Annotated in this window: 10 protein-coding genes; 2 read left to right on the forward strand and 8 right to left on the reverse strand. The window is 71.2% G+C overall.

All coding sequences use genetic code 11. The features are described from left to right. Nucleotides 1-76: 76 nt before the first annotated feature. From ABD823_RS20935 to ABD823_RS20945, 3 genes are read right to left on the reverse strand one after another with little or no spacing between them, the layout of a single operon-like run. Entirely contained in the window at nucleotides 77-1,222 is a 1,146-nt protein-coding gene (locus tag ABD823_RS20935) for an acyl-CoA dehydrogenase family protein (RefSeq protein ID WP_344862143.1), read from the reverse strand. A 5-nt stretch (nucleotides 1,223-1,227) separates the two neighbouring features. Then, on the reverse strand, nucleotides 1,228-2,403 hold the full coding sequence (locus ABD823_RS20940; protein ID WP_425566634.1) for an acyl-CoA dehydrogenase family protein: 1,176 nt from the start codon (nucleotides 2,401-2,403) through the stop codon (nucleotides 1,228-1,230). Then, complete coding sequence (locus tag ABD823_RS20945) at nucleotides 2,400-3,011, reverse strand: SDR family oxidoreductase (protein ID WP_344862145.1); 612 nt, start codon at nucleotides 3,009-3,011, stop codon at nucleotides 2,400-2,402. The genes ABD823_RS20940 and ABD823_RS20945 overlap by 4 nt, the downstream gene beginning before the upstream one ends. A gap of 303 nt (nucleotides 3,012-3,314) precedes the next feature. On the opposite strand from ABD823_RS20945, the gene ABD823_RS20950 reads away from it, so the two are divergent. Next, the gene (locus tag ABD823_RS20950; RefSeq protein WP_344862147.1) at nucleotides 3,315-4,388 is read left to right on the forward strand and encodes a MarR family winged helix-turn-helix transcriptional regulator; all 1,074 of its coding nucleotides are present in this window, start codon (nucleotides 3,315-3,317) and stop codon (nucleotides 4,386-4,388) included. Between the two features lie 134 nt (nucleotides 4,389-4,522). Here ABD823_RS20950 and ABD823_RS20955 read toward each other — a convergent pair whose 3' ends face one another. From ABD823_RS20955 to ABD823_RS20970, 4 genes are all read right to left on the reverse strand, one after another. Beyond that, nucleotides 4,523-6,064: an FAD-binding protein gene (locus ABD823_RS20955; protein WP_344862149.1), complete on the reverse strand. Its 1,542-nt coding sequence runs from the start codon at nucleotides 6,062-6,064 to the stop codon at nucleotides 4,523-4,525. A 103-nt stretch (nucleotides 6,065-6,167) separates the two neighbouring features. Beyond that, the gene (locus tag ABD823_RS20960) at nucleotides 6,168-6,956 is read right to left on the reverse strand and encodes an IclR family transcriptional regulator (RefSeq protein ID WP_344862151.1); all 789 of its coding nucleotides are present in this window, start codon (nucleotides 6,954-6,956) and stop codon (nucleotides 6,168-6,170) included. Nucleotides 6,957-7,065: 109 nt separating this feature from the next. Beyond that, nucleotides 7,066-9,519 carry an alpha-L-rhamnosidase gene (locus ABD823_RS20965; protein WP_344862153.1) on the reverse strand — a complete coding sequence of 818 codons (2,454 nt, stop codon included), beginning with the start codon at nucleotides 9,517-9,519 and terminating at the stop codon, nucleotides 7,066-7,068. Nucleotides 9,520-9,591: 72 nt separating this feature from the next. Next, nucleotides 9,592-11,073 carry a glycoside hydrolase family 43 protein gene (locus tag ABD823_RS20970; protein ID WP_344862155.1) on the reverse strand — a complete coding sequence of 494 codons (1,482 nt, stop codon included), beginning with the start codon at nucleotides 11,071-11,073 and terminating at the stop codon, nucleotides 9,592-9,594. A 370-nt stretch (nucleotides 11,074-11,443) separates the two neighbouring features. Between ABD823_RS20970 and ABD823_RS20975 the strand changes: the two genes are divergently transcribed. Then, the gene (locus ABD823_RS20975; protein WP_344862157.1) at nucleotides 11,444-12,763 is read left to right on the forward strand and encodes an MFS transporter; all 1,320 of its coding nucleotides are present in this window, start codon (nucleotides 11,444-11,446) and stop codon (nucleotides 12,761-12,763) included. A gap of 72 nt (nucleotides 12,764-12,835) precedes the next feature. On the opposite strand, the gene ABD823_RS20980 is transcribed toward ABD823_RS20975, so the two are convergent. Beyond that, nucleotides 12,836-14,002, reverse strand: coding sequence for a glycoside hydrolase family 1 protein (locus tag ABD823_RS20980; RefSeq protein WP_344862159.1), 1,167 nt, complete (start codon nucleotides 14,000-14,002; stop codon nucleotides 12,836-12,838). Nucleotides 14,003-14,119 lie beyond the last annotated feature (117 nt).

Genomic DNA, 14,119 nt, shown 5'->3' on the forward strand with positions numbered 1-14,119 from the left:
GGCGCTCGACGCCGCGGCGGGCCCCGGCCGCGTATGACCGCCGGGCGCGCAGGGCCGCCGGGCGTTGCGGGCCGGGTCAGCGCAGGATGCCCGCCCTGCGGCCGACGAGCCCGCGCAGGTAGGCGGGCGCGCCGTACAGCAGCTGAGTGGATTTGGCGCGCTTGAGGTACAGGTGGGCGTCATGTTCCCAGGTGAAGCCGATCCCGCCGTGGAGCTGCATGGACTCGGCCGCGGCGTGCCAGAACACATCGGCGCAGTGCGCCTTGGCCAGCGGCGCGACGACGGCCGCCTCTTCCGGCGACTCGGCTGCGGCCCAGGCCGCGTAGTAAGCGGTGGACACCGCCGACTCTATCTCGACGGCGAGGTCGGCGCAGCGGTGCTTCAGCGCCTGGAACGAGCCGAGCGCCCGCCCGAACTGCCTGCGCCGACGCAGGTGGTCCACGGTGTCGCTCAGGCAGCGGCGGGCGGCCCCCGCCGACTCCACGGCCAGGGCGGTCCACAGCAGCTCCACGGCCCGCCGCCCGTCCACGCCGAGCGGCGTGGCGGGCGTGCCGGTGAAGGTGATCCGCGCCTGGGGCCTGGTGGGGTCCAGGACCGGCGGCACGCTGACGGCCAGTCCCGGCGCGTCGCGCCGCACCCCGCACAGCATCACGCCGTCACCACTCGCGGCGGCGACGAGCAGCACGTCGGCGACGTCACCGCCGAGAACGTGGCCGGCCGTGCCGTACAGACGGCCCTCCGCGCCCAGCCGCACCCCTGGCGACCCCCCGGCGGCGACCTCGGCGCAGGCCAGGGCGCCGATGAGCGAGCCGTCGGCCAGCCCCGGCAGGTGCTTGGCCGCGAAACCCGCGCCACCCGCGACATCCGTATCCGTCGCGAAGTTTGTGCCCGCCGCAGCGCCCGTACCTGCCCCGCCGCCCGCCAGCTCGGCCAGGAGCGCGGCGGTCAGCGCGCTGGCCAGGTAGGGAACGGGCAGCAGGAACGCGCCGAGCTCCTCCACGACGATCGCGATCTCCAGCAGGCCTGCTCCCGCGCCGCCGAAGACTTCCGGTACGGCGAGCCCGGCCAGCCCGAGCTCGCCGGTCAGCCGCCGCCACAGCGCGTGGTCCAGCCCGCCCGGCTCGGCACGTGCCTCCTGGACGGCTCTGCCGCCGTGCTCGGCGAGGAACTGCCGGGTCACTTCGCGCAGCGCGAGCTGGTCGTCGGAGAAGGTGAAGTCCATGGCCGCTATCCCCGGGGAAGGCCGAGCAGGCGTTCGGCGATGACGTTGCGCTGGATTTCGCTGGAGCCGCCGTAGATCGTGTCCGCCCGGGTGAACAGGAACAGCCGCTGAGCCTGCGACAGCTTCTCCCCCGGGCCGCCGAGTGTGGCGGCGGGGCCGGCGACGTCGACGGCGAGCTCGCCGAGCCGCTGGTGCCAGGGGGCCCACAGCAGCTTGGCGATGTTGGACTCGGCACCGGGCACAGCCCCCGGCGGCGTGCCCAGGGTGCGCAGCGCGGTGAAGCGCATGACCCGCAGCCCGATCCACGCCTCGACCAGCCGCGCGGCGATGTCCGGGTCGCCGATCGCGCCGGTGTCGCGTGCCGCCGCGAGCACGGCGTCGAACTCGCGCTGGAAGCCCATCTGCTGGCCGAAGGTGGACACGCCGCGCTCCACGGCCAGCGTGCCCATCGCCACGCGCCAGCCGTCTCCCGGTGTGCCCACGACGTTGGCCTGCGCCGTGCGCGCGTCGTCGAAGAACACCTCGTTGAACTCCGAGGTGCCGGTGAGCTGCACGATCGGGCGCACCTCGACGCCCGGCTGGTCCATCGGCACCAACAGGTACGACAGCCCGCGGTGGCGTTCGGAGCCGGGTTCGGTACGTGCCAGCACGAAGCACCAGTCGGCGACCTGGGCCAGCGACGTCCACACCTTCTGCCCGGTGATGCGCCACTGCCCGTCGCGCAGTTCGGCACGGGTGCGGACGGCGGCCAGGTCGGATCCCGCGTCGGGTTCGGAGTAGCCCTGACACCACAGCTGGGTGCCCTTGAGGATGCCGGGCAGGAACGCGCGCCGCTGCTCGGGCGTGCCGAACATGAGCAGCGTCGGGCCCAGCAGATGCTCGCCGATGTGGCCGATGCGGCCCGGTGCTCCGGCGCGGGCGTACTCCTCGGCGAAGATCACCTGCCGGGCCCAGCCCAGCCCGCGCCCGCCGGTCTCCTGCGGCCAGCCCAGGCCGATCCAGCCGGCCGCGCCCAGGCGCCGCTCCCAGGCCCGCCGCTCGGCCACCAGCTCGTGCTCGGCGCCGGGGCCGCCGCTGCCGATCAGGTCCGCGAACACCCCGGTGAGATTGGTCCTCAGCCAGGCCCCGACCTCGTCCCGGAAGCGCTCATCCGCGGCGTCGAACCGGAAATCCACGCTCACGCCCCGTACACCGGCGCCGGGGCGGGCGCGGCGGCGATCAGCCCGCGCACGACGGGACCGAGCTGCTCGGGCTCCCAGCGGCCCTCGCGCGAGGCGGCCGGCCCGTGCCGCCATCCGTCGGCCAGGCTCACCGTCCCGCCCTCCACCTCGAACATCCGGCCCGTCACCCCTTCGGACTGCGCGCTGGCCAGCCACACCACGAGCGGGGAGACGTTGGCCGGGTCCATCGCGTCGAACCCGCAGGCCGGGGCCCGCATCCGCTGGGCGAAGACCCGCTCGGTCATCGGCGTGCGCGCCGTGGGCGCGATCGCGTTGACGGCGACCCCGTAGCGGGCCAGCTCCACGGCGGCCACCTGGGTCAGTGCGGCGACCCCGGCCTTGGCCGCGGCGTAGTTGGCCTGGCCGACGCTGCCCATCAGTCCCGCGCCCGAGCTGGTGTTCACCACGCGCGCGGCGACCGGCGAGTCGGCCTTGGCCCGGTAGAAGGCGTCGTCCAAGGCGTAGGTCATCGCCGAGTTCTGCGCGTTGCGGTATTGCGGGCGGTTCATGGTGATGCGGGCGATGGGCCCGCTGCGCTCGTAGCGCACGACATCGGATTCCACACTCATCCTTCGGGTGGGAGCAGGGGTGAGCCGCCACATTCCGGCCGCGGACGGTGCTTTCCCGCTCCGCCGGGCGGCCGGCGCCCCGTGGCCTCACGGGTGCCCGGGTAGCATCACCGGCGCCCGGCCGGCCCGCCAGAGAGTGATCCCGCTCACCGGGACCACCCCGTCATCGGTTGCGCCATGACCGCTACCGTCACCGTGAGGCTGCTCGCCCCCGCTACATCCTCCGCGCAATGACAAGGCCGTTCACGGGCGGCAGAGCATCTGATGACGTGCAGGCAATTCGCGGAAGTTATGCTAATGACCATGCGCCAGGCGACGAGGGGGACGGCCCATGCAGACGTTGCCGGGATCGTCCATTTCGTCAACCTCATCGCCGCGAGCGGGCGCAGCCCGCGTACGGCCCGCCGCCTGCAGACGGTCGTCGCAACCGACGTCACCATCACCGACACCCGCGCCCTGGTCTGGCTCATGCCGGACCGGAAGATCACGGTGGGGCAGGTCGCGGCCGCCTTGGAGGTCGACCTGTCGCGCGCCAGCAGGCAGCTCGGCCGCCTGGAGGAGATGGGCCTCATCCTGCGCGCGGTGGATCCCGGCGACCGGCGAACCCACTGGATAACGATCACCGATGCGGGGCGCGCGCTGCTGCGCACCTGGTGGGCCGTGTGGATCAACGACTACCTCGTCGCCCTGGACGGCTGGGCCACCGGCGACGTCGTCCGGCTGGGCGAGCTGATCGAGCGGCTGCATCGCGCGGTGGCGCGCGATGCAGCCGGTCCCGTCATCGACATCCCCGCCGACTGCGTCGCGCGCGCGCTGGGCCCGGAGGCCGACCGGCCGCGCCGCGCGGCGCTCGAGCGGTTCGCGCCGGTGGTGGCCGCCTTTGTGGAATGGACCGGCCTGACCACCGACCCCGTCGCCAACACGCAGCGCCTGGCCCAACTGGCCAGGTGCCCGGTCGCGATGCGCAGCCTGATCGCCCTGCGCACGGTCGCCCGGCACGGACCCCTGGCCGTCTCCGAACTCGGCGAGCGGTTGGGCATGGACTCCTCCCGGGCCAGCAAGCACGCCGCGGAGCTGGCAGATAAGGGACTGCTGATGCGGGCCGTCGACACCCTCGATCGCCGCAGCAGCCGACTGCGCGCCACCCGCAAGGGCACCGAGCTCATCCGCCGGATCGACACCCTGCAACGCCAGAAGGTGCGCGAGGCGACGGCGCACTGGCCGCACGAGGAAATCGCGGCCTGCTCCTCGCTGCTGGAGCGATACGCCGACGACCTTGCGAGCGGTCACGTGGACGTCCGTGGCTGGGCGGTGCCATGGGAGCAGACGGACAAGGCCGACGTCCCGGCGTCGCGGGAGCGCGCGGCGACACGGTGAGCCGCCGGCCGGGAATCACCCCGCAACCGGCGCCTTCCCGTCGCTGCGGCCTGGAAGAGGCGCCCGCCCGGCACGGATGACTTCACGACCGCGACCGGCATGCCCGCTTCGGGGGCGGCCCCGCACCAAGCGCCTCAGAGATCGTGGCCCGCCAGGTGCCGGGCGGCCAGGAAGCCGAACACCATCGCGGTGCCGATCGGCGCGCCGGGCCCCGGGTAGACGTTCCCGGTGGCGGAGGCGGTGGTGTTGCCCGTGGCGTACAGGCCGGCGATCACCTCGCCCGCCTCGGTCAGCACCCGGCCCGAGGTATCGGTGACCAGGCCGCCCTTGGTTCCCAGGTCGCCGACGCCGATCCGCACCGCGTGGAACGGTCCGCGATCGACCGGCACCAGGCACGGGTTCGGTCCGCGGCCCCGGCCGAAGAACCGGTCCCATTCGTCCTCGCCGCGGTGGAAGTCCTCATCCACCCCCGAAGCCGCGAAGGCGTTGAAGCGCGCGACCGTTCCGGCGAGCGCGTCCGGGCGGATGGCCAGCCGGTCGGCGAGGCCTTCGAGGGTGTCGGCGGTGTGCCACAGCCCGGCCTCGCGGAACTCCTCGGGGTCGGGCGCCGCCTCCAGGATGCACGGCGGCGCCGGGAATCGGGCATCGAAGATCCAGTGGACGGGGGGGACCGGCCGGCCCTGCGCGCGCAGGTCGAGGATGCGCTGGCCGAGCCGCGTGTAGGGCAGGGACTCGTTGGCGAAGCGCTGCCCGGCCGCGTCCACGAACAGGCCGCCGTGGATCCCGACCGCGAAGGCCGAAGTGCCGTGCGGGTACAGCAGGTTCGGCGCCCACCACGCATTCTCCAGCCGGGCCACGGCGGCCCCGGCCCGCATGCCGGCCAGGATCGCATCGCCGGTGTGGGTGTCCGGCGCGTTCGTCCAGACCTCCTCCAACCCCTGCCACTTGCGGCGCAGTTCGATGTCGGCCTCGAAGCCGCCTGCGGCCAGCAGGACGCCCCGCTCGGCGCGCACGCGTACGGCACCGCCGTCGGCCCGTTCGGCCTCGACGCCGACGACCCGGCCGTCTTCGATGACGAGCCCGGTCAGGCGCGTGCTCGTGCGCAGCGTCACCTCGCCCGTGCCGGTCACGGCGAGCAGCAGCCTGCCGACGAGCGCCTGGCCGCCGCGCAGTTCCGTCCGGTCGACCTGACGACCGAACCGGTGAGCCGCCATCGGCGGCTGCAGCCGCTCCAGCAGCTCGCCGAGCTCGGCGCCGGCGATCGGGCGGGGGAAGATTCCCCGCCCGCCCCTGACCCGGCCGGGCACGTCGTAGTAGTCGGGGAAGGCTCCGTAGTCGAACCGGATCGCCGGGTTCTGCAGCAGGAATTCCACCAGGCGGCGGCTGCCCGTGACGTAGGCGCGCTGCATGGCCTCGGGCGCGCTGTCGCCCACCACCGCACGCAGGTACTCCAGAGCGCCTTCGGGAGTGTCCTCCGCGGTCGCCTCCGCCGTGATCGGGTTGCCCGGCAGCCACAGGCAGGCCCCGGAGTAGGCCGTCATGCCCCCGAAGTACTCCGACTTCTCCAGAAGGAGCGTGCGCAGGCCCGCGCTGCCCGCGGTGTAGGCGGCCGTCAGGCCGCCCCCGCCGGAGCCGATGACCACGACGTCGTAGGTGTCATCCCAGCTCGTGCCCACGTTCGTCCTCCTCGATGACCACTCGGCTGCCCAGACGGTAGCCACCGGCCGGGAGTGCGCGGCAGCGGCCATCCCGGTCACCGGGACGGCCACCCTGACCGGGTCAGGAGGCGTAGCTCAACCGGCCGGGACGACGCATCTGCTCCCTGGCCACCGTGTTCCAGATCTGGCTTGCCGCCGCCCTGACCGGCCCGACGAGCTGGTCGAAGTGGATCCTGCCGATCGGTCCGCACACCGAGACCGCCGCCTGCCCCGGTCCGCCCGGCGGCCCGATGGGTGCCGCGACGCACCCGATGCCCTGCGCCGACTCCTCCCGGTCGAAGGCGACCCCGCGCTCGGAGATTCGGCCCAGCTCACGTTTGAGCGCCTGTTCGGTCGTGATGCTCCGGGCGGTGCGCGCGTCCGGCGCGGCCGCCAGCGTGGCCCGCACGGCCTCGTCGCGGGAGTCGGCCAGCAACGCCTTGCCCACCGCGGTGAAGTGGGCCGGCTGGCGGCCCCCGATTCGGGAGGGCAGGCTCATGCCGAACCGGCCACCGATCTTGTCCAGGTAGACGATCTCGGGCCCGTCGAGCACCGCGAGGTGGACCACCATGCCGGTGAGGCTCTGCAGCTCGTGCAGGTACGGCAGCGCGGTCTTGCGCAGATGGTGCTGGTGCACGGCGAGCGTGCCGAGCTCCAGGACGCCCAGCCCGAGCTGATAGGTGTTGCCCTCACGCCGCAACCAGCGGATCTTGACGAGGTGTTCGAGGATGCGATGGGTCGACGATCGGGGCAACCCGGTGCGCGAGACCACCTGGGCGAGTGTGAGACCCACCGGAGCGTCGAACGTCTCGAGGATCTGGACCACGCGGTCGATCATGGATGCGGGTGCCGCCGACGCGGTTGTTTCCATAGTTGCCTTCATACCCGCAACTTCCTATATAGGCAAGGTATGAGTTGGTCCTCCCAGTAATAATTAGTTGCCTGATGGACTGGATTGATTGATCCCATGGCCATCGGTGTCAGCGGTCCGCCTGACGCGATCCCGCCAGTGCGCTCTTCAGGTCGTTCTTCAGGGCCTCGGAGGCGCCGGGAACGAAGTCGAGGATGTTGTTGAGTGAGTAGGCGGCGGCCTCGGGGGCGTCGCCGTCGATGGGGATGCCGGGGAAGTGCTTGGCGAACACGCCGGTGAGCGCGTGCCAGACCGCCGGGTCCGCGGCGAGGGTCCTCAGCGGGGTGTCCATGGTGTAGGCCTCGCGTGAGCCGGAGCCCTCGGGCAGGTCGTAGCGCCAGCGGTGGTCGCCGCCGGTGATCTCGATGACCTGGTCACCGAGGGGCAGCTCGACGACCGCCTCGGTGCCTTCGGGGATGGTGACCTCGACATCCATCCGGGTGCCGGTGATGCGCCAGCCGATGCGCACCTCGCCGTGGACGGTGCTGTGGGTGAGGGTGGCGTGGGTCAGGCCGCCGCCCGGCTGGGGGGCGATGCGCATCCTGCGATAGCCGGGCTCGATCGCCGACAGGCCGCCGACGGTCGTGTGCAGCCAGTGGCAGACCGCGCCGAGAGCGTAGTGGTTGAGCGAGGTCATGCCCGAGGGGTTGAGGCTGCCGTCGGGGCGGATGGCGTCCCAGCGCTCCCAGATCGTGGTGGCCCCCTGGGTGACGGGATACAGGAACGACGGGCAGGCGGTCTGCGTCAGCAGCAGGTAGGCCTCCTGCAGGTGACCGGTCCTGCTGAGGGCGGGCAGGATCAGCGGGGTGCCGGCGAACCCGGTGGAGATGGTGTATCCGGCCTTGGCCACCAGAGCGGCCAGCCGCGTTCCGGCGTGCGCCTCCTGGTCCGGGTCCAGCAGGCCGAAGCAGATGGCCAGGGCGTAGGCGGTGGCGGTCTCACCGGCCACCCGCCCGTGGGCGGTGACGTACTCGCGGCGGAAGGCCTCGCGCACCCGGTCGGCCAGTGCCGTGAAGCGGGCGGCGTCCTGCTCCCGGCCCAGGATGCGGGCGGTGTCGGCCATCTCGCGGGTGGTCTTGGCCAGGTAGGCGCAGGCCACCAGATGCCGGTCGGTCTTACCGCCGGCGGCGTTGTCGGCCGGGGCGTCGGGGTCGAGCCAGTCGCCGAACTGGAAGCCGCTGCTCCACAATCCGTCGGCGTCCAGCCGGGTCTCGACGTCGCCGATGAAGGCGGCCATGGAGTCGTAGCAGCGGCGCAGGATCTCGGTGTCGCCGTACTGCTGGTAGAGCGTCCAGGGCAGGCTGACCGCCACGTCGCTCCACAGCGCGGTCGGGGGCGAGGGGGTGGACAGGATGTCCGGCACCACCCAGGGCACATAGCCCTTCTCGGCCTGCTCGGCGGCCAGGTCGTCCAGCCAGGAGCCGAGCACGCCGCGCACGTCGTACAAGAAGGCGGCGGTGGGGGCGAAGGCGTTGAGGTCGCCGGTCCAGCCCAGCCGCTCGTCGCGCTGCGGGCAGTCGGTGGGCACGCCGACGAAGTTTCCGCGCATCGACCACACCGCGTTGGCGTGCAGCCGGTTGAGCAGGTCGTCGGAGGTCTCCAGCCAGCCGGTGCGGCGCATGTCGCTGTGCACCACCACGGCGGTGATCTCGTCGAAGGGGCCATCGATCTCGGCGTAGCGGAAGCCGTGGAAGGTGAAACGCGGCTCCCAGCGCTCCTGGCCGCCGCCGCGCAGGATGTAGGTGTCGGTGGATCGGGCGGTGCGCAGGGTTGCGACGTCGAGCTCGCCCTCGGTGAGCAGCTCGGCGTGGCGGATCGTCACGGTTTGCCCGGCCCGGCCGGTGACGGCCAGCCGTACCCAGCCGGAGAGGTTCTGCCCGAAGTCGGCGATGGTCGTCCCGGACGGGCTGGTGGTGATCTCCACCGGGGCCAGTTCCTCGATCCGGCGGATCGGCTCGGCGTTGCGGTGGACCAGCGTGGCGGGGTCCCAGTCGAAGGGTTCCACCGGGGACCAGGCGCCGTCGTCGAAGCCGGGCAGGTTCCAGCCGTCCGGCTCACACCGTGCGTCGTAGTTCTCGCCGTCGTACAGGCTCTGCGCCAGCACCGCGCCGGTGGCGGTCGTCCACTGCCCGTCGGTGCCCACGATGACGGTACGGTCACCGTAGGTCAGCTCCAGCCGCATGAAGAGCGCGGGCCGGTCGGTGTAGTGGCGGTTTCTGCCCTCATATCCCAGGCGGCCGGCCGCCCAGCCCTCGCCGACGATCGCGCCCAGGGCGTTGGCGCCGGAGCAGATCAGATCGGTCACCTCGTAGGTGCTGACCTGGATCCGGTGGCGGTAGGAGGTCCAGCCGGGCGCCAGCACCTCATCGCCCACCCGGGTGCCGTTCAGGTAGGGCTCGACGATGCCCAGCGCGGTCACCTGCAGCCGGGCCCGGTCGGGGAGTGTGTCGGCGGTGAACTCACGACGGAAGTAGGGGGCCGGGCCGCCGGGCTCGGCAGGAAACGGCGCTGTGACGAACGACATGGAGGGCAAACTCCTCAGCGGGCAGACGTGATACGGAGGATGACCGGGACCGGGCGGGGTGCGCCTGCGGGTCTAGGCCGTGGCGGTGTGGGTGCGGTAGGAGACCTGCTCGACCACGACTTCGCCGGCGACCGGCTCGATGCCGAACGTGCGGCCGGTGAAGCCGCCGGCCACTTCCGTCGACAGGTAGCGGCCGTCGAATGCGCCGAGGACCTGGGGCGTCCCGTCAGCGGCGAGGACGGCCAGCTCCACGATGTCGGGCTCCGGCGGCGGCATGAGACCGGACGGCACAGGTTCCCGGACCGAGATGCGCAGCCCGACGCTGCCGCCCGGGGGGATCGGCACCCGCGCGACGGTCGTGCTCGCAGGTCCGATGACCACGGTGGCCTCAACCGTCTCGGCGTCGGCCGTGAGCCCGTACCAGTGGGAGCCGTCGAGCCGGACGAGGAAGCGCCCGGTACCCCTGGAGGTGTCGAGCCGGGCCTCGGCGGTCCACTCAGGGTCCCGTGCACGCGCCGACAGCACCGGATCGGGGTCGCCCTGGGCGGGCGCCGTCAGCACGAGGCGACCGGGGGCCTGCCACCGGGTGAACGTGTGCGGGAACAGGTTCGGCGACACCCAGCGCGGGTCGAGCTCAGAGGAGTCGAACCGATCGACGAACGAGTGGTCCGGCGGATTCGGGGCGAAGCGCTCCTCGTCGACCACAGGCCAGCCGTCGACCCACTCCACGCCCGCGATGAACGTCTCGCGGCCGTTGACATGGAACATCGGGCTCCGGCCGCGGGGGCGTACCCCGAGATACACCATCGCCCAGGAGCCGTCGGCCAGTTGGACGAGGTCGGCGTGGCCGGTGTTCTGCACGGGATGGCCCGTGCTGCGATGGGTGAGGATCGGATTGGCGGGAGCCGCCTCAAACGGCTCATCCAGTGAGCGTGAACGCGCGATGGTGACCGCATGTCCCCGCTCCGTGCCGCCTTCCGCGAGCATGAGGTACCACCAGCCGTCACGCCGGTAAAGGTGGGGGCCCTCCGGGTAGGCCAGCCCGGTGCCGTTCCAGAGCAACCGTGGCGGGGCGAGCATCTTCCCTGTCACGGGGTCGATGGGCGCGCTGGCGATGCCGGTCAGCTCAGGCCCGGCCGACGCCCAGGTGAGGTGGCACGTTCCGTCCTCGTCCCAGACGAGGTCGGGGTCGATCCCGACGGCGCCGTCCACATGGACCGGCTCGGACCACGGACCCGCGGGATCGTCGGCCGAGACGATCAACTGGCCACGGTGGAACTCCACCACGTTCGTCGTGACGAGCCAGAACTTCTTCCCGTGGTGGCGGAGTGTCGGTGCGTACACTCCTGTGCTCGCCGGGGCGGCATGGAGGTTCAGCTGGCCGGGATGCTGCAGCGCGTTGGCGACCAGCGTCCAGGTCACCAGGTCGGTGCTGCGGTGGATCGGCACCCCTGGCGCGAACTCGAAGCTGGAGTTGGCGATGTAGTAGGCGTCTCCCGCCCGGCAGATGCTCGGGTCGGGGTGGAACCCGGCGATGATGGGCGTTGTCGTCATTCTGCAGCTCCTATACAGGGCCTCGGTTGTGAGCTGCCGCCGACGGCTTCGCGGACCACGGTGACGGCGCTCCCGGCGCACGTCCCCGCGCTTCACGCGCTGCCACCTGCGGGCGGACGGGATCCCGACTGTAGGCACCATAACTTTCGCGCGCAAGTACTTGTGCGCGAAAGTTATGGGGGTTACGGTAACCGGCAAGCTTGCGCGCGAAAGCACATGAGAACACCGGTGTGCCGTTGGGCCTCGCCTTCGGACTGGCGGCGGTGGGCCGGGAGACCTTCGAACGCCGACTCCAGCTGAACCTTCGCTGACGCGGACAGATCACACCGGCCAACACCCCGGACCCACCCGCTTTGCCGATGGAGGCATCGTGACCCCCCCGAATCCCCCTGCCGAGCCGCCGGAGGCCGTCGCCGAGGCCCTCCTCGCCGGCCACGAGGAGCTCATCGCGAGCACTGCGCCGTCGGAGAACCTGCCCAGAGTCGGCGTCTGGACCATCACGGTCTACGCGCTGACGATGTTCGGTTTCCAGCTGACGTTGCTGCTGCCGGCCCTGTTCAGCCTCGCCTACAAGGTGCAGTTGATCGATCCGGCGAACAAGGATGCGAGCCTGGGCCTGGTCGTCGGTCTCGGCATGCTGATCAGCCTCATCGTGAGCCTTCCGGTGGGCGTGCTGAGCGACGGAACCCGGCTGGGGTGGGGACGGCGCAGACCCTTCCTCGCGGCGGGTCTGGTGCTGTCGGCTCTCGGCGCGCTGATCATCGCCGTCTCCCCGACGATTTCGGTCATGGTCTCCGGCTATGCCGTCGTGGGAATAGCCAATGCCGCGATCAGCGCCGCCATCAACCCGTTCCTCGCCGAACAGGTGCCCGCCGAGCAGCGCGGCAGGGTCGGGGCGCTCGGTGGAGTGGCCTCCGCGCTCGCGGGCGTCGGGTCGACACTGCTCGGCAGTTTCCTGACCGGAAACATCTATGTGCTGTTCCTGACCCCGGTGGCCGTCCTCGCCGTCACCGCACTGCTGTACCTGCTGGTGATCCCTGATCAGCGGGCACCGGAGAAGCTGCGGGTCGGATCGATCCTCGACGTGTTCAGGAACCTGTGGTTCAACCCGCTCAAGCACCCCGACTTCGCGCTGGTCTGGATCGGGAAGTTCTGTCTGTCGGTCGGATCCACGTTCTTCACCACCTACCAGTTCTACCTTCTGCTGGACCGCTTGGGCTTCACCGCCGAGCAGGCAGGGCGTCAGCTCGCGGCTGTCGGCGGGCTCAGCCTGCTGGCTCTGGTCGGCTTCTCGATCGCCGGCGGGACGCTCTCCGACCGGTTCAAGCGGCGGAAGGTCTTCATCTACCTCGCGGCCGGGCTCATCATCGCCGGGCTCGGAGCGGCCGCGACCGCGTCCTCGTTCCTGCTCTTCGCCGTCGGCGGGATCCTGCTGTCGGCGGGCACCGGCGCGTTCAGCTCGGTCGACCTCGCCCTCGCCTCGGACGTCCTGCCCGAGAAGGACGAGGCGGGCAAGTACATGAGCATCTACTACCTCTCCTCCACCCTCGCTGGCGCCCTCGCCCCGCTGATCGCCCCGGTAATCCTGCGGCTCGGCGGCGGAGGGAACTACGGTGTCCTGTTCGCATCGGGAGCGGTCCTCACGCTCGGCACCATCGTGACCGCCTCGAGGATCCGCAGCGTGCGCTGACATCCAGCCGACCGTGACCACGCCGAAGGGCCGGTGCCACCGCCTTGAGCGACACCGGCCCTTCTCCTCTTCTCAGATCATGTTGGCTTTCGCGACGGCGCCAAGCCAGCTCAGGCTGGGTTTGGGACGGCGTTCGAAGGTCTGGTGATCGACGGCGACGAGCCCGAAGGTGGGTTCCCAGCGGCCCCATTCGTAGTTGTCGAGGAGACTCCAGTGCAGATACCCGCGGACGTCGACACCGTCCTCGATGGCGTCTCGGAGGTGACCGAGAGCCGCTCGGGTGTAAGCGATACGGCGTTCGTCATCGTCGGTGGCCAGGCCGTTCTCGGTGATGAGGATGGGGACGTCGCCCACGACGTCGCGAGTGTGGCGTACGGCGATGCCGATGGCGTCGGGCCGGTACGCCCAGCCCATCAGGGTGTTGTCGGGGTGGTCAGGATGCGGCAGGATTCCGTGCCGGTCGACGAGCTGGCTCGTGTAGGTCTGGACGCCGACGAAGTCGTCATGACGGGCGGGTTCGAGATACATGTCCTCCCAGATCCACTGCACCTCGGCCAGTTTGGCCTCGCCGCCCGGGGCCGCCTGGAACGCCTGGTTGCCGATCGTCCAGCCGACCCTGGCCCCCACCAGGTCACGGATCAGCGGCGCAACCGTCTTGTGGGCGCTGACCAGGGCGGCGCCGATCTCCTCGTCGGGCAGCATGCCCGGGGGGAACTCCTGGCCCGCGCCGATTCGCCGGGCGCCGTGCATGAGCGCCACGACGTTGGGCTCGTTGAAGGTGCAGACCCACTCCACACCGTCGAGAATCGAACACACCTGCTCGGCATAGCGCGCGAACAGATCGATTGCGTCGGCGGCGAGCCATCCTCCCGCTTCGCCGAACCAGACCGGTTGCGTGAAGTGATGCAGCGTGACGATCGGTGTCAGGCCCAGGCTGCGAGCGGTGTCGATCATCCGCCGATAGTGGGCGAGCAGCGCTCGGGAGAAATGTCCACGCGCAGGTTCGATCCGGGCCCACTCGACGCTGAACCTGTAGGCGTTGAACCCGGCCTGCGCGAGCAGCCGCATGTCCTCCTCGAAGCGGTGGTAGCCGTCGAGCGCGTCGCCGCTGGGTTGCATGCCGGGCCGGGAGTGTTCGAGCTGCCACCAGTCGCTGTTGACGTTGTTTCCCTCGATCTGATGGGCTGCGGTCGAGGCACCCCACAGGAAGTCGGCTGGGAACGGACGCGGCATGTGCATAGGTGTCTCATTCTTCGTCGGCAGAGTTCATGGAACTTCTGAATTGGTTGGCACCGGGACGGGATGTGCTCGCCGTCGTCCCTCGACGCGCCGCCGGTTCGACGCGCCGCCGGTGAG

The sequence above is a fragment of the Planomonospora alba genome (genome assembly GCF_039534085.1).
Taxonomy (GTDB): Bacteria; Actinomycetota; Actinomycetes; order Streptosporangiales; family Streptosporangiaceae; genus Planomonospora_B; species Planomonospora_B alba.